The sequence below is a fragment of the Anaerosporobacter mobilis DSM 15930 genome (assembly GCF_900142955.1).
Taxonomy (GTDB): Bacteria; Bacillota; Clostridia; order Lachnospirales; family Lachnospiraceae; genus Anaerosporobacter; species Anaerosporobacter mobilis.
The window spans coordinates 45,085-69,925 of record NZ_FRCP01000010.1 but is presented as its reverse complement, the minus strand read 5'-3'; the positions used below and the strand labels follow the sequence as shown (position 1 = coordinate 69,925).

22 protein-coding genes and 1 pseudogene are annotated in these 24,841 nt (G+C 33.9%); 7 read left to right on the top strand and 16 right to left on the bottom strand.

The genetic code is table 11. The annotated features are described in order from the left end of the window. Positions 1-85: 85 nt before the first annotated feature. Positions 86-820 (bottom strand): hypothetical protein, encoded by a 735-nt coding sequence (locus BUB90_RS09875; protein ID WP_073286930.1) that lies wholly within the window; start codon positions 818-820, stop codon positions 86-88. Positions 821-1,326: 506 nt separating this feature from the next. Here BUB90_RS09875 and BUB90_RS09870 point away from each other — a divergent pair. Continuing rightward, complete coding sequence (locus tag BUB90_RS09870; protein WP_073286927.1) at positions 1,327-2,652, top strand: IS1380 family transposase; 1,326 nt, start codon at positions 1,327-1,329, stop codon at positions 2,650-2,652. 1,189 nt (positions 2,653-3,841) lie between these two features. Here BUB90_RS09870 and BUB90_RS24400 read toward each other — a convergent pair. Beyond that, positions 3,842-4,080 (bottom strand): annotated as a pseudogene (locus BUB90_RS24400) (ISNCY family transposase); the annotation flags it as partial. Positions 4,081-4,165: 85 nt separating this feature from the next. Between BUB90_RS24400 and BUB90_RS09865 the strand changes: the two are divergent. After that, positions 4,166-4,435, top strand: coding sequence for a hypothetical protein (locus BUB90_RS09865; protein ID WP_073286924.1), 270 nt, complete (start codon positions 4,166-4,168; stop codon positions 4,433-4,435). A 66-nt stretch (positions 4,436-4,501) separates the two neighbouring features. Here the strand turns inward: BUB90_RS09865 and BUB90_RS09860 are convergent, their stop codons facing one another. The 8 genes from BUB90_RS09860 to BUB90_RS09825 form a co-directional block, all read right to left on the bottom strand. Continuing rightward, the gene (locus tag BUB90_RS09860; RefSeq protein WP_073286921.1) at positions 4,502-5,311 is read right to left on the bottom strand and encodes a metal ABC transporter permease; all 810 of its coding nucleotides are present in this window, start codon (positions 5,309-5,311) and stop codon (positions 4,502-4,504) included. Next, positions 5,311-6,015: a metal ABC transporter ATP-binding protein gene (locus tag BUB90_RS09855; protein WP_073286918.1), complete on the bottom strand. Its 705-nt coding sequence runs from the start codon at positions 6,013-6,015 to the stop codon at positions 5,311-5,313. Before BUB90_RS09855 ends, BUB90_RS09860 begins: the two co-directional genes overlap by 1 nt. A 1-nt stretch (position 6,016) precedes the next feature. Beyond that, positions 6,017-6,955, bottom strand: a complete 939-nt coding sequence (locus BUB90_RS09850; protein WP_207650240.1) for a metal ABC transporter substrate-binding protein — start codon at positions 6,953-6,955, stop codon at positions 6,017-6,019. 123 nt (positions 6,956-7,078) lie between these two features. Next, a complete protein-coding gene (locus BUB90_RS09845; protein WP_073286912.1) occupies positions 7,079-7,501 on the bottom strand; it encodes a Fur family transcriptional regulator in 423 nt (140 codons plus the stop codon). A gap of 234 nt (positions 7,502-7,735) precedes the next feature. Beyond that, positions 7,736-9,061, bottom strand: coding sequence for an MATE family efflux transporter (locus BUB90_RS09840; protein ID WP_073286908.1), 1,326 nt, complete (start codon positions 9,059-9,061; stop codon positions 7,736-7,738). Between the two features lie 247 nt (positions 9,062-9,308). Beyond that, positions 9,309-10,658: a glucose-6-phosphate isomerase gene (locus BUB90_RS09835; RefSeq protein ID WP_073286906.1), complete on the bottom strand. Its 1,350-nt coding sequence runs from the start codon at positions 10,656-10,658 to the stop codon at positions 9,309-9,311. Between the two features lie 170 nt (positions 10,659-10,828). Beyond that, on the bottom strand, positions 10,829-11,992 hold the full coding sequence (locus tag BUB90_RS09830; protein WP_073286903.1) for a hypothetical protein: 1,164 nt from the start codon (positions 11,990-11,992) through the stop codon (positions 10,829-10,831). A gap of 192 nt (positions 11,993-12,184) precedes the next feature. Next, positions 12,185-12,883, bottom strand: coding sequence for a 5'-methylthioadenosine/adenosylhomocysteine nucleosidase (locus BUB90_RS09825; RefSeq protein WP_073286900.1), 699 nt, complete (start codon positions 12,881-12,883; stop codon positions 12,185-12,187). A gap of 149 nt (positions 12,884-13,032) precedes the next feature. Here BUB90_RS09825 and BUB90_RS09820 point away from each other — a divergent pair, with 149 nt between their 5' ends. The 3 genes from BUB90_RS09820 to BUB90_RS09810 all read left to right on the top strand — a co-directional run bounded on the left by BUB90_RS09820 (position 13,033) and on the right by BUB90_RS09810 (position 15,380). Beyond that, positions 13,033-13,275: a TIGR03905 family TSCPD domain-containing protein gene (locus tag BUB90_RS09820; protein ID WP_073286897.1), complete on the top strand. Its 243-nt coding sequence runs from the start codon at positions 13,033-13,035 to the stop codon at positions 13,273-13,275. Further along, positions 13,276-14,175, top strand: coding sequence for a radical SAM/SPASM domain-containing protein (locus tag BUB90_RS09815; RefSeq protein WP_073286894.1), 900 nt, complete (start codon positions 13,276-13,278; stop codon positions 14,173-14,175). A gap of 131 nt (positions 14,176-14,306) precedes the next feature. Next, positions 14,307-15,380 (top strand): undecaprenyldiphospho-muramoylpentapeptide beta-N-acetylglucosaminyltransferase, encoded by a 1,074-nt coding sequence (locus tag BUB90_RS09810; RefSeq protein ID WP_073286891.1) that lies wholly within the window; start codon positions 14,307-14,309, stop codon positions 15,378-15,380. Between the two features lie 89 nt (positions 15,381-15,469). Here the strand turns inward: BUB90_RS09810 and BUB90_RS09805 are convergent, their stop codons facing one another. Beyond that, positions 15,470-15,883, bottom strand: coding sequence for an HIT family protein (locus BUB90_RS09805; RefSeq protein ID WP_073286887.1), 414 nt, complete (start codon positions 15,881-15,883; stop codon positions 15,470-15,472). A gap of 716 nt (positions 15,884-16,599) precedes the next feature. Between BUB90_RS09805 and BUB90_RS09800 the strand changes: the two genes are divergently transcribed. Next, positions 16,600-17,367, top strand: coding sequence for an ATP-binding protein (locus BUB90_RS09800; RefSeq protein WP_073286884.1), 768 nt, complete (start codon positions 16,600-16,602; stop codon positions 17,365-17,367). 211 nt (positions 17,368-17,578) lie between these two features. On the opposite strand, the gene BUB90_RS09795 is transcribed toward BUB90_RS09800, so the two are convergent. Continuing rightward, a complete protein-coding gene (locus tag BUB90_RS09795; protein WP_073286882.1) occupies positions 17,579-18,562 on the bottom strand; it encodes an SCP2 sterol-binding domain-containing protein in 984 nt (327 codons plus the stop codon). Beyond that, positions 18,552-19,616, bottom strand: a complete 1,065-nt coding sequence (locus BUB90_RS09790; RefSeq protein ID WP_073286879.1) for a rhomboid family intramembrane serine protease — start codon at positions 19,614-19,616, stop codon at positions 18,552-18,554. Before BUB90_RS09790 ends, BUB90_RS09795 begins: the two co-directional genes overlap by 11 nt. A gap of 232 nt (positions 19,617-19,848) precedes the next feature. On the opposite strand from BUB90_RS09790, the gene BUB90_RS09785 reads away from it, so the two are divergent. Then, positions 19,849-20,373 carry a cob(I)yrinic acid a,c-diamide adenosyltransferase gene (locus BUB90_RS09785; RefSeq protein ID WP_073286875.1) on the top strand — a complete coding sequence of 175 codons (525 nt, stop codon included), beginning with the start codon at positions 19,849-19,851 and terminating at the stop codon, positions 20,371-20,373. On the opposite strand, the gene yfcE is transcribed toward BUB90_RS09785, so the two are convergent. The 3 genes from yfcE to BUB90_RS09770 all read right to left on the bottom strand — a co-directional run bounded on the left by yfcE (position 20,370) and on the right by BUB90_RS09770 (position 24,750). Beyond that, on the bottom strand, positions 20,370-20,912 hold the full coding sequence (gene yfcE / locus BUB90_RS09780) for a phosphodiesterase (protein ID WP_073286870.1): 543 nt from the start codon (positions 20,910-20,912) through the stop codon (positions 20,370-20,372). The genes BUB90_RS09785 and yfcE overlap by 4 nt on opposite strands. A 23-nt stretch (positions 20,913-20,935) precedes the next feature. Next, complete coding sequence (locus tag BUB90_RS09775) at positions 20,936-22,702, bottom strand: restriction endonuclease FokI C-terminal domain-containing protein (RefSeq protein ID WP_073286867.1); 1,767 nt, start codon at positions 22,700-22,702, stop codon at positions 20,936-20,938. Between the two features lie 71 nt (positions 22,703-22,773). Then, a complete protein-coding gene (locus tag BUB90_RS09770) occupies positions 22,774-24,750 on the bottom strand; it encodes a Dam family site-specific DNA-(adenine-N6)-methyltransferase (RefSeq protein ID WP_073286863.1) in 1,977 nt (658 codons plus the stop codon). Positions 24,751-24,841 lie beyond the last annotated feature (91 nt).

The following is a 24,841-nucleotide window of genomic DNA, read 5'->3' as shown; positions in this document are numbered from 1 at the left end:
TTTTCCAACCATAACTACAGTTGGAAAAGTTTTTAACTTCTTTCTTGAAATAATTGGACTAATTTAATAGATTGTGTTTTTCCTATTATTTACATTCTAAACTATTAGGTCTAATTTTATTAGCGCACCTTTGCATTAAAATAGGGTTATTACCTTCATATCTATAAGTTTCAATTTCTACATTCTTATACTCTATTGAAAATATAAGGTGCTTAAAGTTTGATATACATAATATTCGAAACTCTCTATAATTATCATTCACTTTATGGTTCACGTCTAAAACGGTAAATACATTATCAGTAGCAAAATCCAGGTTTCCAATTATGCTTACTTGTTTTACATTCTTAAAAACAAAACTTAAATCTTCAACCTCAACTGCCTCCCTAAGATTTTCAGCATGATCATTATAAATTAATACTCCCAAAAAATTACAACGACATGTATTTTCTATTCTATTATCTAATTCAACTAATATCGAATCCGCTAAAGAATATTTAGATAGTGTATTCGTTTTTTCTGGGTAAGTATTGTTACTCATCATTTCTTTAACAAGTAGTGATCGTCGATGATTATTCACTTTTTCATTATGTATAACATTTGTTACATAGTTTACTATTCTGCTTTGTAATACCTGTGATATATCACCTTCATGACTGATAAGTGAATTAATCAATATATTAATTAACTCTTCCTCAAATATAATACTATCACAAACTTCCCAATTGTTTTTTTTATAGTGACTATTAGTAAATACATCTCTATTTCTCATATAGTAGTTTTTACATAAATAAATTATGTAGGAATTAACTAATTCGTCCATATCTTCTCATTAGTATGCATAAAATGCATGCGTAGTTGCTGACGTTGTTGCCGTAATAGCTTTATGGAAATGTTTCATATTCATTGGATACTTACCATCTTCTCTTTTTACCATATTATTCATAATATGATTCCCTCCTAATTATAGTTTTTTTGTAATTTTGCAAATGTACTCTTAAAGATAATTCACCTCCTTTTTCCTTTTTCATAAGATGAAGCGTAAAAATAAATATGTACTTAAAAATTACAGATTAATCCATATAATATCATAATATTCCTGTTGATTTATTAATATATTCTTACGATTTTTTTATCTATTTTAATTATATAGTTCTTTAACCTAGATTATTCATCTAGTTGTAGCTAACGGTGCTGTGCACCGTATAATTACTGGTTTTAGCTGTTATTACTTTTCACTTAAAAAGTGAACGAACTGAATAGAAAAAGAGCCTCATCTTTTGTATAATGAAATCACCACAATAACAAAAACACAAAGGAGAAGCCCTTATGCATATTTTAGATGAACTTCATTTGGAAAGCAATAATAAGATTAAAATAAATTTCAACGGAGGTGATTTATCCTCCGATGCCGGGATGATTCCGGTTAATGAATTCGCCCGTAAAATCGGTTTTGATAAGTTAATTCAGTCAAAGTTTAAAACAAATGATTCAGCCTCTTTTCGTTATCATACCGATTCTGAAAATCTGATGCAGAAGATTTACCAAACAGTAGCTGCTTATTTTCAGGATGATGACGCTGATGAACTAACACATGATCCTGTATTTAATGCAATTCTCGGTAAAAAAGATCTGGCTTCACAGCCCACCATGTCACGCTTTATCAATCGCTGCGATGACATCTGCCTTATGCAGTTTGAACAGATTCAGCAGATACTTCGTAAACGCATTTATTCGATCAAGAGACCAGAGCAGATCTTAATAGATATTGACTCCACACTATTTGCTACTTATGGTAGCCAGGAAGGAAATGATTACAATCAGCATTACAGCGACTACGGATACCATCCTCTTTTAGCTTATGATGGCCTAACTGGAGATCTTTTGAAAGCAGAACTCCGTCCAGGAAATGTTTATACTTCCAAAAATGCAAAAGATTTTTTATATCCTCTACTCCTTGAATTTCAAGAGGATTATCCAACCACCGATATCTATCTTCGTGGTGACAGCGGGTTTGCGGATGTCATGCTTTACGAAAAACTGGAATCCAATGGTGTTACCTATGCAATCCGTTTGAAAGAAAGCAAACCTCTTAAGGATGCCGCTGCTGATTATTTCACTGAACTTTGTGAATTAACAAAAGATAATCAGGTTGATTATGCAGTGGTCTATGGTGAATTCTTCTACAAAGCAGACAGCTGGCTTTATCCAAGAAGAGTGGCAGTTAAGGCTGAAAAACCTTATGGGCAGTTGACTCATTTATATACTTTCATAGTAACAAACATGGAAAGTAATCCGGAGGATGTTATTCACTTCTACTGCAATCGTGGAACCATGGAGAACTTCATCAAAGAATCAAAGTCTGGGTTCCATATGGATGCAATGAGCAGTCATAGTATGATAACGAATTTCAATAAACTTCAGATATCTGTTTTGGCATACAACCTATTCAATTGGTTCCGCCGACTGGTTTTGCCCGCAAAAATGAGAACGCTGCGGATAGATACCATTCGTTTAAAGTTGATAAAGATAGCCGCAAGAATTATCCATTCAGCAAGATATATTACTTTCAAACTCTGCAGTAGCTGTCTTTATCAGCAAGAATATATGGAAACTTTAAGGAACATTAAAAATCTCACTGTAAAGTTGGAATAACAAATGTAGCACCTTGATAATCTGAAAGCCTTATTTAAACATGACAGGTGAAGTCTGCTCTTTTTTAGCAGAAAAGTAGCCTTTTCAAAGGTACTTAGATTCATCAGGATAATTCGTGGTAGTAAACTTCGTTTTCATGTCACGATGAATAATGTGGGTTTAACATGTAATTAATATTTTATATATTTAATTTTCACCATAAATCATATATTTCCTATTTTATTTTCTATTTTCTTACAGTATGTCAGTATCTTTTTATTCTAATAATATAAGTTAGAAATCCTAATTTTTCTTATACGCGATATTGTTTAAGAGTATATAGATAAAAGTAAGCCTAAATAAATATTACGATAGTTTTTTCGTTATCATTGACTAATAAATAATGGTAATAATTACTTAAACTTAGACTATATTTCCACAATTACACGATCTTAGCTCTATATCAATCTAGACCGAGTCGTAATACAACTATTTCTATTCCTACTTACCTTCATTGTATATTTATCTCTTATTATAAAGTCACAATGTAAAAAACTATAAGTCTTATGTCATAGTTCGAATTTTTTGAACGGTACATTAGTAGTATGCTAAAATATCTTGAAAAATTTATATAATTTACTTAATATTAAATTAATGAGTTTTCATAGACTTTTCTGTATTTTGATATCTATATTGTGTACCGTTCTTACATTTTTTTAATAAAATACATGAGATTAAATAATTTTTAGACTTTTATGTTTTTAGTTTATAAAATTCAATACAGGAAATACTTGATAATCTAAGCAAGTTCCTATATTATTGAATAAATAGAAAATTGCTAAACAGTACATGGATTTTCACAATGGGAAATGCTATGATATTTATCATCATTATAACTGTCCCAGCTCATCTTAGGGCATACACACTTAAAGACTTTGTTATCACAACGAAGATTTCCTGTATTACTCTCTGGCTTCATTGAAAGTGAAGGTCCTGTGGGAATGCCATCTTCATTAAATGTATAATCCTCATATTTTAAAGCAGATCGCTTATTAAATGAAATGTATGCTTTGTTAAAACCAAGAGATTCAGTAAAAAGTGCTTTGTAGATTTCAATTGTATTAAAATCAGAATCCCCTATAAAGTCATAGGCTTTACTAACGGATGTTTCTTAAAAAATGGTCATAGATGCTAAATTAGAATCAATTCATTGGCATATTGACTCGGTAACATCGACAAGTTTATCAAACATGGATTGTAAGTATAACAAGAAGTCCTGTTTGAATTGAGTAAATTTAGATGCATCAGGAACTTTAGTAAAGAAGCAGAAATCACGAAGTTCCATGCAAAACTTAAGAAACAGAATTAAAAGTAGTTCAAAAAAATACGCTGGATAAACAACACCCAGATACAGGCTTGTAGAGGGTATTTGCGATGTCTTCCAGTACTTCTTTCTGTCTGTGGGTATTAAATTATGTGGTGTAATTTAATTTTACCATAAATCAGTGAGGAGTTGTATGAAAGGAGATTTACTATGTTCCGCTTATGGGGAAAGATATTTAAAAACAATAGAATGGTAACTGATATTACGGTTGAGAATGACGATTTAACCCTTAATCGTACTAAAAAGATATATGATGCGATCGATACTATATGTTATTCCTTTGATCTATCCAAGCCAATATGGTTAGATTCTAATATAACAGACTTTAAACGTCATGATAAAACAAGATTCACTAAAGATAATTTTATCGATCAGATTGATTTTGATTATTTAGAAATTCATGTAATAGAAGAAGACTAATACTAGTAAGTAATAAACAAGAGCTGTCACCACGTGACAGCTCTTGTTTATTTATATTCATTATTCTTAATGCTTTCCTACTAAACTACATAATATCAATACGCTCAGATTTACAACAACCACACTTGCCCCAACTGGTATTGAATATTGATAGGATACGATCATACCAATTATAAAACATATTACTGATATAACCGCTGAGCTAACTACTACCAATCGAAAGCTCTTAAAGATCCTCATTGAACTTAGGGCCGGGAATATAATCAAACTAGATATTAACATGGCTCCCATCATACGCATTCCTAATACAATTGTAATGGCTGTTAAGAATGCTATTAGCATATTGTACAAGGAAACATTAATTCCTGCTGCCTTTGAAAAATTCTCGTCAAAGGTAACACTGAATAGTTGATGATAGAATAGCACAAAAAGTATAAGTACTGTTATAGATAGTATGATGCTAAGATTTACATCATCGTCATTCATGGCTAATATGCTACCGAACATATAGCTATCTACATCTGCATTCATACCAGTGGTTCTTGATATTACAATAACGCCAATCGCTAATGAACTACTCGATATCAATGCAATTAAAGCATCTCCTTTAATTTTACTATTATTACTAAGTCGTAGCAGGAAGAATGCAGCAATAACAACCACAGGAATACTAAGTTTCAATGGTGCAATATTCATTGCCATAGCAATTGCCAATGCGCCAAAGGAAACATGAGATAAACCATCACCAATCATAGAAAAGCGCTTAAGCACTAAACTTACACCTAATAATGCAGCACATAATGATACTAATATCCCAACAATTACTGCTCGTGATATGAATGGATACGATAGCATCTCTTGTAATGTCTGTATCATCAATGTCCCCCTCCTAACAATGCTTTTGCATAGGATGTATTTATGTATTCTTTGGTTTTTCCAAAGAATAGTACCTTTCGTCCCATCTGCAATATCTTATTCGCACCTTTTGTTGCCATACGTACATCATGAGAGACCATAATAATAGTTACATGTTCTCTTCGATTTAATTCTTCAATAATATCATAAAGTTCAGCCGTAACTACAGGATCTAACCCTGTAACTGGCTCATCTAATACAAGTAAGGAATCGGTCGCACAAAGAGCCCTTGCTAATAATACTCTTTGCTGTTGCCCTCCAGATAGCTCCCTGTAACTCTTATGTCTTAAATCAAAGATATTAAGTCGTTCTAAATTATCTTTTACCCGCTGTTTCTCTTTAACATTATAAAATGGTCTTAATCCTTTGCTCTTAATGCAACCAGATAACACAATCTCATACACCGATGCTGGGAAATCCTTTTGCGAATCTGCTTGCTGAGGAAGGTATCCAATTCCTCCTAACGTGAGTTCTTTGTTTATCTCTATCTCGCCAGACTTTAGTTTTAACAAACCCATGAGAGCCTTTACTAACGTACTTTTACCAGAACCGTTCTCGCCTACTATACAAAGATAGTCTCCTTGTTCAATTGTAAAACTAACTTGATCAACGGCAACTTTTCCGTCATATTCAATACTGATATCTTTGCATGTGACAATACTCATATTAATTAAGCGCCTCCTTAAGGTTCTCAAGATTCTGATACATTAAACTAAGATACGTTGCACCATTCTTATAATCATCTGTAGATACATTATGACAAGAATGCAATAATAATGTCTTAGCCCCAGTTGCATTAGCAATTGACTCCGCTACTTTTGGATTAGCAAATTCTTCATAGAAGATAACAGGTATTTGATCTTCTTTTACTTTATCAATGATTGTTGCGATCACCTTAGCACTTGGTTCCGTTTCTGAAGAACAAGAATCATAAGCAGATACATAATCAAGCCCATATTCTTCAAAGAAGTAATGGAACGCAAATCTTCCACCAAACACAACCTCATCTCTCTTAGCTTGTTTTACTACTTCTCTTATATCCTGGTCTAACTGATCAAGACTAGCAAGATAGTCTTTTGCATTGTTTTCATAAGTCATTTTATTTGCTTTATCTACTTCACTTAACGCTGTCTTAATATCCTCCACCATAATCTTAGCATTCAATGGATTTGTCCAGATGTGAGGATCATACGAATGCACATGGTCTTCTTCATGTTCTGCTTCTTCACTCTCATCTTCATGAAGGTGGTCTCCATCACTTTCTTCATCCTCGTGTTCATGATCATGATCTCCTACCTTATCAAGAGTAATATTCTTTGATAGATCAATAATCATAACATCACTATCCAAACTATCTAGAATCTTAGATACCCAAGGTTCCATCTCATCACCAGTATATAAGAATATGTCTGCTTTATTGATTTCAATTATATCACTTGGTGCTGGCTCATACGTGTGACTCTCAACACCTGGTTTTAATAGCATCTTAACCTCTACTGCATCCTTTCCCACTTGATTTGCAAAATCATATTGCGGGAATAATGTTGTTACTACTTTTATTTTAGATGTATTATCGCCTGCTACTTTACTATCTGTTGTTTCCACTTTGGAACAGCCTATTAATAGAAGGCTTACAATACACGCTACACATATTATAACTTGTAATTTCCTATACCGTTTCATCATTACCTTTACCTTTCTCTAAATTATTTTTCTCTAAGACAGATATTAGCCTTCTTTATTCGATTTGCATGCCTTACACCAACCATACAAGACAGTTTTTGTATTATCAATCTCAAAACCATGTTCCGATAATATGTGCTTATCGGCTCCTGATAGATAATCACATTTTACATGCAATAGGACACCACACTTAATACATTTAAGATGAAAATGTGAATTACATTCCTTATTTTCACCTATATACTGATAGCAAGCTCCCATCCCTTCTTCTAAAAAGTATTTCCTTAAAGTACCTGCCTCAGTCAACTTTTCCATATATCTATAAATCGTGGTTCTTCCTACTGAAATCTGATTATCGCGTAGATGGTTTAAGACCTCATCAATCGTAACATGATTCTCTCCATGATTCTCGAGGTAATTCTGAATAACTTCTTTCTGTTTTGTTTTATATTCATTCGAAGTAGCCATATAGGGCCTCCTATCTTTGCAATAAATAAAAAATACAATATGAAATTCGATTTCAATTTCATATTGTATTCCTCTTTTTAATATTTGTCAAATCTAATTTTAATGAAACCGCTTATTGATAAATAATCGCTAACTACTAATAACCTAACTCAAACTTCTCACATAAAAACTTCACTTAGGGTAGATAGTTGCTATATTCATAAGGAAAACTATCTGAACACGTCAGCACTTGACCTATTCCAACTTCTTAATAACACTATGATAAGCAAGTGCTAATGGTATTGTTGCCGCAATCCATGCAATTGGACCTGCTAGACAAATGCCCGCAAATCCGATCACTGCTGGTAGTGTAAATGCACACACAGTTCTTGCAACCAATTCAAACACACCTGCCATGAATGGCATAAAACTATGCCCTACCCCCTGCAATGCATTACGATATACAAACAACATATTAAGTATAGGCAAGAATACTGCAATGACGGTCAGATAAACCTGTGCACTCGCGAATACTTCAGCCTCTTTTCCATCTACAAACAAACCTGTTAACGGTTTTCCAAAGAGCAATAGAATAGCACTTGCTGCAACTGCAAACATAACTGTCAACATAGAGCATTTCTTCACACCTTCTTTTACTCTGTCAATTCTACCTGCTCCTAAGTTTTGCCCTGCATAATTTGCCATTGTTACGCCAAATGTACCTGCTGGTTGCGTTACAAGTTGTTCCACCTTACACGCCGCTGTATACGCTGCAATCTTAGTGGAACCAAATAAGTTCAATGCACCTTGTAATACAAGAACACCAATTGCAGTAACTGAGAATTGAAGTGCCATTGGTAATCCTAATTGCCAGTGTTTCCAAGCCAAAGCTGAATTATATGTAAAATCTTTCTTCGTTAATCTCAATATACTGTACTTTTTCAGCGTGTAGAATAGACATAATCCTCCTGCAACGCCTTGCGATATTACCGTTGCCCAGGCAGCACCCGCCACGCCCATGTGGAAGGTAAGAATGAAGACTAAATCTAATACAATGTTTAATACTGAAGACACGATTAAGAAGTATAGTGGTGTTTTACTATCTCCTAGTGCACGTAGAATACATGCAATCATATTGTAAAATACGGTACAAACAGTACCTATGAATATAACATTAATATACTTTAGCGCATCAACCATAATATCATCTGGCGTATTCATAAGCCTTAATAATGGTTCTGCTGTTAATAAACTCAGTGCGGTCAGAACAATTGTAGTAACCGTACACAGAATAATTGACGTTCCCACAGATTGACGTAAACCTTCTATGTCCTTTGCACCAAACTTTTGTGCTGCAATGACTGCAAAACCACTTGTTAAGCCAATTAAAAAACCAATAATTAAAAATGATAAGCCTCCAGTGGCACCTACTGCCGCTAAAGCTTCTACTCCAATACATTTTCCTACTATGATGGTATCAGCCATACTATATAACTGTTGAAATATGTTACCTATTAGCAATGGTACAGAATACGTTAATATTAACCGCGTTGGACTCCCGCTAGTCAGATCTTTAGTCATACTATTTCCTCCTTGGTATACCCTTCCTCAAATGTTCCACAAGAACTTCCGTATATTTCATGATACACGTGTCCCTCTCTCTATTGCCATTATTACATGTTGCATGTAAAAAATCAATTCCTTTATCAAAGAATAATTCTATCTATTTCGTGTAAAAATTCAAGATTTAATAACGAAAAAGGCTATCCACTAAGTTTACTAACTTAACAGATAGCCTTTATTTATTATAATAGATTGCTCTATTTTACTATAATCTCTTTAATAATTCTTCTCTTTGTGCTTCAAATCCTGGTTTACCAAGTAAAGCAAACATGTTTTTCTTGTAGCTTTCAACACCCGGTTGATCAAATGGATTAACACCTAAGATATAACCACTTACACCGCAAGCAAATTCGAAGAAATAGAATAACTCACCTAAATAGAATTCTGTTTGTTCTGGTAAATTAACGATAAGGTTTGGAACGTCTCCATCAGTATGAGCTAATAGAGTACCTTTCATTGCACTCTTATTAACAAAATCAACTGATTTACCAGCTAAGTAATTTAATCCGTCTAAGTCAACTGCTTCTTCCTCTAAGATGATTTCACAAGTTGATTTTTCAAGATTTACTACTGTTTCAAACATTGTTCTTTGTCCGTCTTGGATAAACTGTCCCATAGAGTGAAGATCTGTTGTTAAATCAACTGCTGCAGGGAAGATACCTTTTTGATCCTTACCTTCACTTTCACCATATAATTGCTTCCACCATTCATTTACATAGTGAAGCGCTGGTTCATAGTTAGCTAGGATTTCAATACTCTTACCTTTTCTTAGTAAGATATTACGAACTGCTGCATATAAAACGGCATCATTATCTTCATATGAGTTGTTAAGACAACGTTCTCTCATGCTTGCAGCACCTTCCATTAACTTAGTAATGTCAGCACCACTAACTGCGATTGGCAATAAGCCTACAGCTGTTAATACAGAGAATCTACCACCAACATCATCAGGTACTACGAAGCTCTCATAACCTTCTTCTGTTGCAAGGTTCTTTAACGCTCCTTTTTCCTTATCTGTAGTAGCATAGATACGTTTTGCCGCCTCTTCTTTTCCGTACTTCTCAGTTAATAGTTTTTTGAATACACGGAAAGCAATTGCTGGTTCTGTAGTTGTTCCTGATTTACTGATAATGTTAACAGAGAAATCTCTATCACCGATTGTTTCAATTAAGTGGCTAATATAAGTACTACTAATATTATTTCCTACATAATAGATTTCTGGAGTTTTTCTAATCTCTTTTGATACTGAATTATAAAAACTGTGGCGTAAGAATTCAATAGCTGCTCTAGCTCCAAGATAAGATCCACCAATTCCGATAACTAATAAAACTTCAGAATCACTTTGAATTTTTTTAGCTGCAGCTTGAATTCTAGCAAACTCATCTTTGTCATAATCAACAGGAAGATCAATCCAACCTAAAAAGTCATTACCTGCACCAGATTTACTAAGTAACTGTTTTTTTGCACCCTCAGCGATTGTTTCCATCATATTTATCTCATCGTTAGAGATAAACTTCTTGGCTGCTGAGTAATCAAATGAAACTCTTGTTTTCATGTAATAACACTCCTTTGTTAAAATTAGCGCACTAGATTGTAAATTGAAACCACAATACTTCTCAAGTGTACTCAATAGTTAAACCTATTTTAACAAATGGATCTTATATATTCAATATACAATTTAAACAGTTTTTCGCAAAGTTTAGCATTTTAGCTATAGAAAACGTTTCAGGCTAAGAACTCTTTTAGAATATCTTCAATAATCTTCTCTTCACTTTCTGTTCTAGACACGCGTTGATTATCCTTTTTGGAATCTACTTTTTCCTTTGGCATTATTTGTTCTTCTGCCTCATGCGCTCCCTCTTGACTAGCCGCAGTATCTGCAAGGTTCTTGATCAAGAAGCGCATACTCTCAACCTCATCCTCTTTTACAGTATGGATAGGTTGTAGATTTTTTTGTACTTCATCTACAGCCTTGTTAGGTTTCTCTTCAGCAGGAATTTCCCTAACTTGTTGTGCCTTTATTTGCTTTGCATTAAGTTCTTTTTCTCTTAATAGCATCTCTTTATTACGTTCTTTTTTACTTATCTCTCTCTCACCTGCTACGGATTGATTTTTCAGATCTGAACTTGACCTTTGCTCTTTTTCAAATTGGCGCTTTTTTTCTCTTTCTTTCTCTTTATCTAGTTTCAAGGCTTGTTCCTCAGCCTTTAACTCTTCAACAATTCTTCGATTCCTAGTATACTTATCCTCAACGATAGATGAGCTTTCTACACTTTTAGTTTCTTTCTTTTTATCTTTCTTGCCATCACTTTTTTTTACACTGCTAAAATATTCTTGTCTATATTCTTCTAATACTTCAGGAGTGAAATTTTCTTGTTCCAGTCGAACTTTTAGGAAATTCTCTAGATAATCAGTAATGTTAGCTTTCAAAATACTCTTCTTGGCACCCAGATTAATAAAACTCTCCACAACTATCAACAAACTGCTAGTAAACACCCCCGAAAAGAATGTTATTAAAATATCGTTTTTTCCACAATTGTATACGAGTCCCAAAACCGAACCTACTGTGCCGGCTAAAAGGCATAGAATCAAAAGTTGTCCACCGATATTCTCCCATGTGTATAAGTGAATTCCACATATTTTATGTTTATATACATACTTATCCACAAAACTATCCACATTATTAACACCTATTTTTAATTTGTAGCAAGCTTCAAACTTCATTTTCATCAATTTCATTAATTTGTGCTTCGTAGATCCCATATTATCCGATGCCTTAATCAATCTTTTATATGTACGACTCACCATAATTTTTAACAATGTTCCTAATACGCACAAACCCGCCATTCCATAAATAAAGATATAATCGTCATAAAGTTGCTGTATCATATACCAACTTCCCCTTTCGTCATTACCATAAATTTACATTTATTATACCGTATTCTCATTTAATTGAAAAGGTCCTTGTCCATAAAAGTCATTGACAAATTACTTGCTTACTTTACACCTAACTTGATTAACCTCTTGATAGCAACAAAAAACAGCAACGGTCGACTATATTTCAACCATTGCTGTGATATTCTAAACTATTCTTTCTACTAAACCACATACTAACTTAATTGTATGTTCAATTGCCTTCGCCTCGAATTCACTATAATCCGTCTCTGCACTATTATCTGCTTTATCGGAAATCGCTCTTATTACTAAGAAAGGAATCTTGTTAAGATATGCGGTTTGCGCAATTGCTGCCCCTTCCATCTCTGTACAATACCCTGAAAATTGTTTTACAAGCCATTCTTTCTTGTCACGATCTGAGATGAATTGATCTCCACTAAGAACTCTTCCTTCAAACACATTGATATCTGGGTTTACTTCTTCACATACTTCCTTCGCAATACCTATTAACCTTTCGTCAGCAACGAAAACGGAATTGTCCATCTGTGGTATTACACCAACTTCATACCCAAATCCTGTTGCATCCATATCGTGTGTAATCGCATCCGTTGATAAAACAATATCTCCAATGTTAATCTCATTGCGAAGGGACCCTGCTACCCCTGTATTAATGACTACGTCCACACCAAATTCATCTACGAGAATCTGTGTACATACAGCTGCATTTACTTTACCAATTCCACTACGAACGATAACAACATTCCTGCCACTTAGCTTACCGCTCATAAACACCATACTTGCTTTACGAATCGTTCTATCTACTTCCATTATTTCTTTCAAATTAGCAACTTCTTGTTCCATTGCCCCGATAATACCTATCTTCATGCTTGTCCTCCTAGATCATTTACGTTTTTATTAGACTTTACCATTTCTAATAATTAAATGCAAGAATATATGAATTTCCATTGCAAATAAAGGTAAACTAATATAAAATAATACACTAGATTAGAATATTTTAAGTTAGGAGATATAGTATGAATTACAAGACATCTGGTGTTTGTAGCAGAGAAATCCAGTTTGAAATCGAAGACGATATCATCAAAAGTGTAGACTTTGTTGGTGGTTGTTCAGGTAACACACAAGGTATATCCAAGTTAGTGGAAGGCATGTCCGTTGATGAGGTTATTAAAAGACTTGAAGGCGTTAAATGTGGTTTTCGTCCAACTTCTTGTCCAGATCAATTAGCACAAGCGCTAAAAGCTTACTCACAGAAATAATTGAAGCAGTTCAAACGTATCTATATAGAAATAACGAATATATGTAATCTATCCTGTAGCTTCTGCCCAAAGTCCACTAGAGCACATACTTACATGTCGACAGAAAACTTTGAACATATCTTAACAGAAATATCCCCTTATACCGATTATGTCTATCTTCATGTGAAAGGGGAACCTCTGTTACATGATAAGCTACAGGATATTTTATCGTTATGCGAAAAATACCATATGCATGCCAATATAACTACAAACGGAACATTGCTTAAAAAGAAGCAAGAAATCTTATATCATGCAACTGCCTTACGACAAGTGAATATATCTCTTCATAGTTTCGAGCATGAAGAAGAATTATCATTAAATAACAAGGTATCACAGTCTGTCTTTAAAGAACTTTCCAACTATATTGATCAGGTAATAGACTATGCAAAATACATGAGTACACACACCAAGGCAATTACTGCCTTACGCCTCTGGAATTTAGAAGGTGAATGTTCAAGCTCTCTTACACACGAGAAAAATCGTTATGTTCTCTCGCTTTTGGAAAACTCTTTTGGCCTTTCTATTGAACCCGAGCACATTACACGAGGCATAAAATTAATGGAACGAGTCTTCTTAAACCAAGATAAACGTTTTGAATGGCCAAGTCTTGATGTCCCTGTGTTAAGCACCAGTGGATTTTGTTATGGCCTAGGTACACAAGCAGCTATTTTAGTAGATGGAACAGTAGTACCGTGTTGTCTAGATAATGAAGGCGATATCTCACTAGGTAATATCTTCTCAGAATCTTTTTCATCCATTATTAATGGAAAAAGAGCACAAGATATACTACAAGGATTTAAGAATTCAGTCGTAGTTGAAGACCTTTGCAAACGCTGCGGATACCGACATCGCTTCACTTAGGATGATTGCGCTGATCTGCTTCAGCCTAACAATGAAAGTATTTATATACTGTGAAAACATTTATATACAACGGACCAATTGCAGGGATTAATACGCAGTTGGTCCAATACAAAAAGGAATGGAGGTTCATTATGAAACGAATTATACTTACTGGTGGTGGTACCGCTGGGCATGTCACACCAAACATTGCGTTAATTCCTGCACTGAAATCTGCCGGATATGATATACAATACATTGGTTCTTATGATGGAATGGAACGTAAATTAATCGAGGATCTGAATATTCCTTACCACGGTATATCTTCTGGTAAACTAAGACGTTACTTTGATGTTAAGAATTTTAGTGATCCCTTCAAAGTAGTTAAAGGTTACTTTGAAGCAAAAAATTTAATTAAAGAATTAAAACCGGATGTTATCTTTTCTAAAGGTGGGTTTGTAACGGTTCCTGTTGTTTTAGCCGCTAAGAAGAGAAAAGTTCCAACCATTATTCATGAATCAGATATGACTCCTGGCCTTGCAAACCGTATCTGTATTCCTTCTGCAACTAAAGTATGTGCAAACTTCCCTGAAACATTAAATAATCTTCCAGAAGGAAAAGCAGTCTTAACAGGTTCTCCTATCCGTAAAGAACTTTTTTCTGGAAACAAATTAAAGGGTCTTGATTTCTGTGGATTCTCACAGAACAAACCTACTATCTTAATTGTAGGTGGAAGTCTTGGATCTGCCGTAGTGAATGAAGCTGTTCGTAAGATTCTAGATACACTATTAAAACAATTCCAAGTCATTCATTTGTGCGGCAAAGGCAAAGTGGATGAATCCCTCGTAGGTAAAAAGGGATATGTCCAATACGAATATATTAAACAAGAACTTAGTGACTTACTAGCTTGTGCCGACATTGTAATCTCTCGTGCTGGTGCAAACGCAATCTGTGAATTACTTGCACTGAAAAAGCCGAATATATTGATACCATTATCAGCGGCACAAAGTCGTGGTGATCAAATACTTAACGCAGCTTCCTTTAAGAAGCAAGGTTTTAGTTATGTATTACCAGAAGAAGAATTAACAGAAGATACTTTATTAAAGGCTGTTAATGAAGTATACGAAAACCGTACTTCTTATACCTCGAAAATGAGTGAAAGTAACTTGAATGATGCGGTAGCTTCTATCGTTACACTTATAGAAAGTCTAGCCAAAGGAAAACGCTAGAGAAAAGAGACTATTGCAAAATATGCGAGTAGAAATAATTTTGCAGTAGTCTCTTTTTACATATAATCGATATTATTTTTAAACGCTTCTTATAAGTGTTTTTTAATTTTTTCACTTAGTTGATCAAGTGGTTCTCCTTCGTATTTATCTTCCACCCATTTAACAACCACCTTGTCTACTTCATATCTAGGGATGATATGCATATGGAAGTGAAATACCGTTTGACCGGCTATTTCACCATTGTTTTGTAATAGATTCAATCCTTCACAGTGAAGTTCTGCTTTTAATGCCTTAGCAATTCTCGCTGCTACTGGAAGTAATTTTGATGCTACCGTTTCATCTAACTCAAAAAGATTATCTGCATGCACTTTTGGAATTAAAATTGTATGCCCCTTTGACGCTGGTGATATATCCATAAATGCCTTAAAATCATCGTCTTCATAAATCGTATAAGATGGAATTTCTCCTGCTGCTATTTTACAGAAAATACAATTATCCTTCATTACTGTTCCTCCGTTTTCTTATAAATATTATATTTTAATTTGTATTATTCGTTCTATCGCTAACTTATCGGGTGAAATCAAACTAATATACTTGTTACATATGACTCCTTCAAGTCAAGATACTTGACTTTGTTACGGTCTTACACTCCGTGTAATTCCTAGCTCTAGAACTTCGTTCTATCGCTAACTTATCGGGTGAAATTAAAACTAATATACTTGTTAACATATGACTCCTTCAAGTCAAGACTCTTGACTTTGTTACGGTCTTACACTCCGTGTAATTCCTAGCTCTAGAACTTCGTTCTATCGCTAACTTATCGGGTGAAATCAAATGACGCTTCGCGTCGCTTGATTTCCTTCCGATAAGTTACATTATAACTCACACTTTATTAATTTTAAACATTAATTTGTTAAATATACATTGACCTTTCTTCACTGAATATGTTGTCGAACCGTATTGTTCATTTACATATTTTGGTAATTACTGGTGTATGCCCATGTTTTTTGCATATAATTCAATTATTTTTTACTATTGTATCAAATTAAATACAATGTTTTTATTCTTTTCTTCCTCTTATTATGATTTTTTTAGACACAAAAAGCTCTAAAAATATAGTATTTATATAAATTGAGCTTATGATTGTCGATTGATGTAAATAAAAATTAGTTGAAATTCTCATTTTTTGTTGGTAATATATGTAAAAGAGGTGATGTTTATGTATAATGATAAGACAGCAGCGAGACTTCATCAACTTTGCAATGCAAATAAAGAATTAGATGAAGTGGTAAAACAAATGGAATCTGAACACCAATTTGTAATTTCTCAAATAACCCATGAGATAAGAAACCCGTTAACCTTAATAAGTAGCACTGTACAGCTAATTGAATCTCACTATCCTGAGGTTGCTGAAAGTAATCTCTGGGAACAACTCACAGAGGACATTAGCGACTTAATTCTCTTATTAGAAGACGTAACTACTTATAACCATAGTAATGAACTTAATCTAGAATCAACTAATATATATGAGATGCTACAGAAACTCACACAAAGTTTCATAATATATACTGCAAACAAGGATATTAAGATTCAACTTAATGCTACAGAGGATTCTTTATCAAAAATAGAATCATTTGTATGTGACTCCGTTAAGTTGAAACAGGCTTTTACTAATATCATTAAGAATGCCGTAGAAGCAATTGGTGAATCTGGAGTAATATATATTACTATTCAAGAAGAAGTAAATAACTTAGATGCATCAGATAACACTACAGATTATATAACCATCTCTTTTAAAAACAACGGAGAACCTATTGATCTACGTGAACAGCCAAATATATTCAAGCCTTTCATTACATATAAGCCAAATGGTACGGGTATGGGGCTTGCAATAACAGATCAAATTATAAATGCCCATGACGGATTTATAAAGTGCCTGTTTGATGATACTTGGACAGAATTTAAAATTTTTCTCCCTATACGTTAATGTTAATAAACATATTCAAAACAAATACCACAAAAAACACATTTACCAATTGTAAACTCCCAATTCAGTTGGCCATCCGTTAAGAGACCATAAGAGTCTATCTAATTAACTCCCAATTAATTAGAAAAAAAGAAACCTCAAAGTACTCCTACTCCCAATTGGTACTTTGAGGTTTTCTATCGTTATAAACCCACTTCATTTATACACTATATTAAAACTGAAAAACAGAATCAAAATTTCTTAACAACTTAAAGTTTCCTTTTGCTGATAATTCTCCTGTCATAAATGACTTTTGTAATGTAGTTCTTCCCTTAACAATGCTCTCCATAATCTCATGGGTAGTCTTAATTAACACATCTGCATTCTCCATACTGCCATAGTAACAGTTAATATTCTCATCTTTAATATCAATTACTAGAACCTTATTTTCATCAGATAACGTAATCTCAAAAGTACCCGAAAATCCTTGCAAGGGATTAAAACTATCCTTAATTTCTTTTATAAAATTTTCTTCCTTATTATCTGATCCCAACATTTCTTTAAATAAGCTGGCTAATTCTTCAATGTCTTCCTTTTGTTTTTTAACATAAGTATCATCTGATACATACACTGATAATTGTTCACTCTCTTGCGGAGTCAATTCAATACTTGTATTCCTTAAAACAGTACGATTGATTGCGCTATAGCTTGATGGTAATCCCTTTTGCTTCTGACTAATACTACGATATAGTGCCTCTGCTTTCTTTTCAATAATTGCCTTATAAGCTGGATTGGTTTCAAACTCAACATGATCTGCAACATAAGCACATAAACCTTCACCAGAAATACCTCCAAGTACTTCCCAAGCCTTCACAAGCGATAATTGTGCTTCTCTTTCTCCATATGTTTTAGACATTACAATCGGCATCATATAGAGCTTACTAATATGTTCTTTGTCACCATATAACCAACATGAGTCAAGAAATTGTTGCATATAGCCTCCAATTCCCCACCATTCTAGATTAGTTGCTAGAATAATTCCATTTGCTTCCTTTAATGTCTTTGGTAACACGGTAATAGAATTCTTATCTTCATAGAGATTATATTTGCTGACCTCAACTCGTAGTTCTTCTAAGACCTCAATCATTTTATTCATAACATATATTGTTGGATCATCAATTAATCCTCTTCCACCATAGTAAATATTAACTTTCATATTTGCCCCCCTTTTTCTTATTTGTAGCACCAAAATATAAAACTTGTCCAAGTATTAAACCAGCAAGCAGACCACCTACATGGGCTGCATTATCAATCCCCTGTGCATTCATTCCATTAATAATTGAAATTACAACAAAGAATAGTAATTGCCTTATACCAATCTCTTCAAACTCTCTTTTGTTAAATATAACAATTGCTACCATCGCTCCAACTACTGCAAATATTGCGCCAGAAGCTCCAATCGATAATGTACTGCTATCCTGTATTCTATTATATCCTAGGGAAGTTATCGCCGCAACAAATCCCCCAATAAAATACAAAATTAGATATCGATATTTACCAAGTCTTTTTTCCACTTGTGAACCGATAAAGAATAATACAATCATATTTCCGAATAAATGGTCCATATCTGCATGGATGAACATATGGGTCAAAAATCTATAAAACTGATGGTCTTTGACAATGGTATCATAACTAATGCCCCCCTGCTCTACAAAAGCATTATAGATAGACCAATCGAAAGACAAATCCATAATTAAGAATATAATAATATTAATGAGTAAGATACTACATGTAATTGCTATAGGTGATATATATGCAATTAGTTTTGGTACTCGATTTCCTTTAGACTTTAAGTCATACGTATCATCTTCTAAACCTAGAACCCGTTCAATGCTCTCTCTCGCATCTAAGAATACTGGTTTTTGGTTCTCAAAGATTACTAGCTGATTCGTACTTGCATTGACAATCCAATAGGTATCGGAATCTTTAATAAACTCCCTTGCCTCACTGATATCTTCAGATATTATAACATGTAGTACTTTAATATTTCGATATCCTTGATTAATAAAACTCCATTTCATCTGAGACATTCTATTATTATAGTACTCTAACGTTTTCTCAGATTGATCATTATTGTTAACACACTCAAACAATGACACAATATAAATCCCTTCATCTTTAACTTGATAAAAGATTGCTGAATTATGATTATTAACCTCTATTTCCTCATAATTATTCTTCCTAAACTCTCTAATCAGAGCACTAATCATGCTTTCACATCCTTTTTATAAGATATTGAAAGAAATGAGGTCCAATCACCTCTTTCCTCTTCTCTAACATCATTTATCTAACATAATAATTCACCTACGACAAGAAAACAAGCTGTATTTTATTACTAGATTCTTATTTTTCTATAACTAGCTTATATGTATAAATTTTGTTTAATTGCCCATTCTATGTAATAGTGGTAAACATATCAATAAGACAAGAGAGGAACCAGATATGAAAGGATATATTCACATATATTGTGGCGATGGCAAAGGCAAAACAACTGCTGCACTTGGTTTAGCTTTACGTGCTTCAGGAGCTAATAAAAAGGTTTTACTTACAAGATTTATGAAAACTAACTCATCAAGTGAGTTATCCTCTCTATCCCTTCAACCTAATATTACAGTAATACCAACATCTAAGGTATTCGGCTATTACTATAGTCTTAGCGATGAAGAAAAAGAGCATGCCTATGATTATTATAGTTCCTTATTAAAAGAGGCATGCAAAAAGGCCATAGATGAAAACTATGACCTACTAATTCTTGATGAAGTTACCTACGTATATTCTTATCATTTTATAGATTGCGACTACTTAATTAGTTTCCTGCATACCAGACCAGAACAATTAGAAGTCGTTCTAACCGGAAAACATCCTGCTCCAGAATTACTTGATATGGCTGATTATATATCCGATATTAAGAAAGTTCGTCATCCTTATGATAACGGCGTATTACCTAGAGAAGGTATCGAGCTTTAAACCTTCATAGAATTAATCTCTTTACCTTCTAGGTTCTTAATTGTATATGTTGCGTTCTCATAAACCATGTAGCTGTGTTCATTCCCATTCTTAGGGATTGAAACAGAACCTGGGTTCAGATAGAGATAACCATTACATTCTTCCAACGCTTGTACATGGGTGTGACCATGAAGTAGAATATCCCCTTTTTTTAGTTTAGGTAGATTCTCTTTATTAAATACATGCCCATGTGTAGCAAAAACCATACGATTATCTAAGTACAGAATCAAAGAATCTGATAAAACTGAAAATTCTAACACCATTTGGTCTACTTCTGCTTCACAGTTCCCTCTAACGCATAAGATTTCATCTTTACACTGGTTTAATAATTGAATCACACCTTTGGGATTGTAGCCTTTAGGTAGATCATTTCTAGGACCATGGTATAGAATATCCCCTAGCAATATTAATTTATCTGCTTTCTCTTCTCTATATCTATCTAATAATTTTTCGCAATAATATTCTGAACCATGAATATCAGATGCTATCATTAATTTCATATAGAAACCCTTCTTTCAATAAATTAGTAATGAAATATTTTTAATTTCATATCTTCGTGCGTAAGTTTCCCCGCTTTATAGTCATTAACAATACGTAGTAGCTGCTGTATCGATACTGCTGCCCCTTTTATATTCTTATTACAATTAATCCTATCAATTTGTTCTTGGTATTTTCCTTTAAAATGTCCTGCTACAAACAAATAATAATATTCTGTTACTCCATCTCCGAAATTCTTCCACCACTCATTGGGATTAATACGGATATCGCGAGTTTGATTTTCACCAATATAACGTTCCATCTCATCCGCTTGTGATATAGGTAGCGAATAACCGCCAGAGTAAGCTTTTGTATCAATGATTATTCCGTAATTTTCTTTACCAACTTGCTCATTTTCATCTTTCGTATATACAATACCATCTGGTTTACGGCTACCTCCTAGGTGTAAGCCTTCAAAGCCACACTCTTCCGTTAGTAGCTGCATTGTTTTAAGTTCAAACAGTCGATTTTGCTTACTATCATAAGCAAGGTCTAATAAGCCTAGATACTCATGAGAAAGATGTGTTAGCTCTCCTCTCATCTGTTCTTTTATTGTCTCAACTTCTGATTTACCTTCTAATCTAGCTGTAGGTATTAAGAAATCATTTAGAACATCTTCTAGATAATATAGGTTGTTTTTACTAGTTATATTCAGACCTATATTAATTAATCCCTTTATATCATCCGCTATACTACCTTCTTCACAGCTTAAGCCACACTTTGCTAATCTTTCTACTAATTGACTCACTGAAATGCCTTGTTTTGATTCCGATATGAATTTCAAAAGATACGCTCTTCTCGTTCTAAGGTATTCCCGGTCCCCAGCTTTTGTTGCCAACATCTCAAAACATACATTCTTTGATAGTCTCTTATAAGAACTCTTTCCATTCGTATGATTGAGAGCCATATATCCCTTAGCAGTTATTTGATAAGCCTGTCCAATGGTTACTGGATACACCTCACTCTGAATCGGTACTTGGAACGTTTTAGGAACCGCCTCGACAAGACCTAACTTAGCCAACCACTTAGCAATCATTCTTGCGTACTTATCGCTAGAACCTTCCCAGTCCGCTTTCATCTTATTAATGTCTGACGGATCCTTCGTGATGGCTAATGTACGAAGTAATACACTTTGTGGTAAACTGGTAAAACCACCCTCACCAATAAACCCTAACTGTTTTCCTAGTTCGAATTTTGTAAGATGTGCATCCTCATCTGCCAATAGGCGTAAGATTCTCACAGCTGGTGGATAAGATAGGGCAGCCCTTGTTAACAACTCCGTCTCTTCCTTCGTTAACTCCTCATCCTCGCCTCTTGCTCTAACTAATTCTCTGCCTTCTTCTGTAATTTCAAATGTGTCATCTTCATAATTATATCGAATGAAATGAAATGCATACGCCCAACGTACAAAGTTATCTGCTTGCCACTCCCCTATGAAAGGTCTTACCTGGCCTTTCACAGTAGCCTGTACAATACCATTACATCTTGATGCACTTCTTGGCTTGAATGCAGTTCCAACTAGCTTATTATATGAGATACGGAGTGGTCTCTTATTCAAAACCTCTATGAGCTCGTCCTTTCCGTCCCTCTTCTCCACTAGCTCAGGTATAATAGAGTGGACTAATAATTGATGCATTGGCGAACTTTCATCAAATATTGCGGTAACATTACATAAACTTCGTAAGTTACTAGGGTCTTGTACCCAGCCAAATGCGCGGAAATTCGTAGTCTCTACTGGCCATACTGTAATCATACCTTATCTCCTTTCATGGTTCGTTTTTTAGATAGGATTGGGGTGTTTAGCATTCTGCTACTCTCTTTGATTTAATAATTGGTAATTAGAACTTCTCTGCTACCGCCCCTTGATGTATTATAACTAGCATTAGAATAATCAAATTTCAAATCAATTACATTGTATTTCTCGCTCCACAATTCCAATATGTCATTGTGTCTTCCCTTATGTTCCATAACATTCGATAATGCAAATCGAATACCTTTCTTGTCTGCTTTATCTAAATACTTATATAATCCTCTCTCTTGTTCCTCTCTCCAGTCTTTGAAGCCACGATTTCCATCATTATAGGTACCTGTTGTTATATAATATGGAGGATCACAGTATATAAAATCCCCTTCTGATAAGTTACGAAGTGAAACTTTACTAAAATCCTTACTAGAGAACGAGATATTCATGGATTGTAGTCGGTCTACAAATAAATATAGATTCTTTCTCATATTATCCGAAAACTGACTTCTATTTCTTCCAAACGGATTGTTGTATTCCAAATTATTATTAAAACGGAACTGGTAGTTAAAGGAATAACATGTTAATGTATATAAATCAATTGGATTCCCTGTTTCATTATAGTAATCACGAAATTTTTTGAATCCTTCTTCATTCTCTTTGGACAACCCATAGTCTTCTATATTCTTTTCAATACGATCAATAATCTTATGAATTGGCATCTTCTTGAATTCTTTATATAACTCTACAATCTTAGTATTAATATCATTGCAAATAATACGATCCGCTTGGATATTCATACTTACATTGCAGCCTCCACAGAATAAGTCTACAAACGTACGGATATCGTTAGGAAATAACGGAATAATCTGTGATAGTAATTTATATTTTCCCCCTATATAGTTTAGAGGGCTCTTAATATATTTACCACTATTATGAATACCTTGCTTCTTGTTAATTACGCTAAGTTTCCCTTCCTTAATCGCCTCTGCAGAATAATCACTCTCTCCATTATCTTCTGCTTGTGCCTTCTTAATGTAAAATAGATATTCATATAAGGTCTTTCCTTCTGAATTCAGTTTCCCTTTGTACTTACGATAAGGAATCTTCTTTAGTTGATAAGTCTTAGGATCACCATATCGTTTTAGAATGGTCTCAATTTGATATTCATTCATAAGTCCATCACTACTATAACTTATTATAATATGTGTAAACTTTGCTTCTCGAATTAAGGTGTCAAACGCTTCTTCCACTTTTGATTTAATGCAAAATGGTGACTTCAAATCTTGATAAGAACGAATTCCTGTAACGCCCTTAATCTCGGGGCAGTCATACTTTGATATTGTCTCTAATAGGTGGTAATTTGGCGCGTATTGTCTTGAATTATAAGGAGGATCTATATATAGAATATCTCCTTCTAACTTCTTTATTAACGAAAGTGCATCCTCATTATAGCTATGATTTTGTTTCTCGTTATTTACTACCTCTAGGCGTATCATCTCAAACTTCTTATAGGCACGTTTATCCCACTCCTTCAGATATGCACCATAGGTTCCCGTAATATTAGATACGTAAGGAACCCCTTCTAATAGCCCTGCGAGAAGGTAATAATACGTATTCTCATCAATATATTCCTTATCAAACCAATCACTAATAGTATTACGTATAAAATCAATTCGTAATGCATTCTCATTGGTAAGATACATCCTTTCACACGCCTCATGTGGAGAATAATGTTTTGCAACAAAAAAGGAATCATCCTCATAAGTCACATGTTCTATCTTCGCCTCTTCTAGGTAAGCAATTGGATCTTCAATTCCAAGCTCTTTTAACTTAGTAAAATCAGGCGGTAGATTGTTCTCGATGGTTGCCTTTTGCATAACATAAGAAAAATGTAAGATATCGTTTGAAGTAACTGCATATCTTTGTTTAAAATATCTAGCCACAATACCTGTTCCAGCAAAAATATCGCAAAATGTTTCTTCCCTGCTAGTTGTATTCTTCGCAATCATTTTATCTATTTCATCTAATAATGCAGCTTTACTTCCAATGTATCTCACGTCTCTTCCTCCACATCCCAAAACATCCTAGTTGTTATTATAAAGTATAAGAGGAGAAAAAACAAGAACATATTTTTGGTTTTGATTATAA

Bases quoted from the DNA above. Each gene is read 5' to 3' on its own strand.
- BUB90_RS09830 (WP_073286903.1), bottom strand. From the start codon at position 11,992: ATGATACAGCAACTTTATGACGATTATATCTTTATTTATGGAATGGCG.
- BUB90_RS09865 (WP_073286924.1), top strand. From the start codon at position 4,166: ATGTTCCGCTTATGGGGAAAGATATTTAAAAACAATAGAATGGTAACT.
- BUB90_RS09820 (WP_073286897.1), top strand. From the start codon at position 13,033: ATGAATTACAAGACATCTGGTGTTTGTAGCAGAGAAATCCAGTTTGAA.
- yfcE (WP_073286870.1), bottom strand. From the start codon at position 20,912: ATGAAATTAATGATAGCATCTGATATTCATGGTTCAGAATATTATTGC.
- BUB90_RS09775 (WP_073286867.1), bottom strand. From the start codon at position 22,702: ATGATTACAGTATGGCCAGTAGAGACTACGAATTTCCGCGCATTTGGC.
- BUB90_RS09860 (WP_073286921.1), bottom strand. From the start codon at position 5,311: ATGATACAGACATTACAAGAGATGCTATCGTATCCATTCATATCACGA.
- BUB90_RS09810 (WP_073286891.1), top strand. From the start codon at position 14,307: ATGAAACGAATTATACTTACTGGTGGTGGTACCGCTGGGCATGTCACA.
- BUB90_RS09800 (WP_073286884.1), top strand. From the start codon at position 16,600: ATGTATAATGATAAGACAGCAGCGAGACTTCATCAACTTTGCAATGCA.
- BUB90_RS09840 (WP_073286908.1), bottom strand. From the start codon at position 9,061: ATGACTAAAGATCTGACTAGCGGGAGTCCAACGCGGTTAATATTAACG.
- BUB90_RS09795 (WP_073286882.1), bottom strand. From the start codon at position 18,562: ATGAAAGTTAATATTTACTATGGTGGAAGAGGATTAATTGATGATCCA.
- BUB90_RS09790 (WP_073286879.1), bottom strand. From the start codon at position 19,616: ATGATTAGTGCTCTGATTAGAGAGTTTAGGAAGAATAATTATGAGGAA.
- BUB90_RS09835 (WP_073286906.1), bottom strand. From the start codon at position 10,658: ATGAAAACAAGAGTTTCATTTGATTACTCAGCAGCCAAGAAGTTTATC.
- BUB90_RS09875 (WP_073286930.1), bottom strand. From the start codon at position 820: ATGGACGAATTAGTTAATTCCTACATAATTTATTTATGTAAAAACTAC.
- BUB90_RS09785 (WP_073286875.1), top strand. From the start codon at position 19,849: ATGAAAGGATATATTCACATATATTGTGGCGATGGCAAAGGCAAAACA.
- BUB90_RS09805 (WP_073286887.1), bottom strand. From the start codon at position 15,883: ATGAAGGATAATTGTATTTTCTGTAAAATAGCAGCAGGAGAAATTCCA.
- BUB90_RS09825 (WP_073286900.1), bottom strand. From the start codon at position 12,883: ATGAAGATAGGTATTATCGGGGCAATGGAACAAGAAGTTGCTAATTTG.
- BUB90_RS09870 (WP_073286927.1), top strand. From the start codon at position 1,327: ATGCATATTTTAGATGAACTTCATTTGGAAAGCAATAATAAGATTAAA.
- BUB90_RS09845 (WP_073286912.1), bottom strand. From the start codon at position 7,501: ATGGCTACTTCGAATGAATATAAAACAAAACAGAAAGAAGTTATTCAG.
- BUB90_RS09855 (WP_073286918.1), bottom strand. From the start codon at position 6,015: ATGAGTATTGTCACATGCAAAGATATCAGTATTGAATATGACGGAAAA.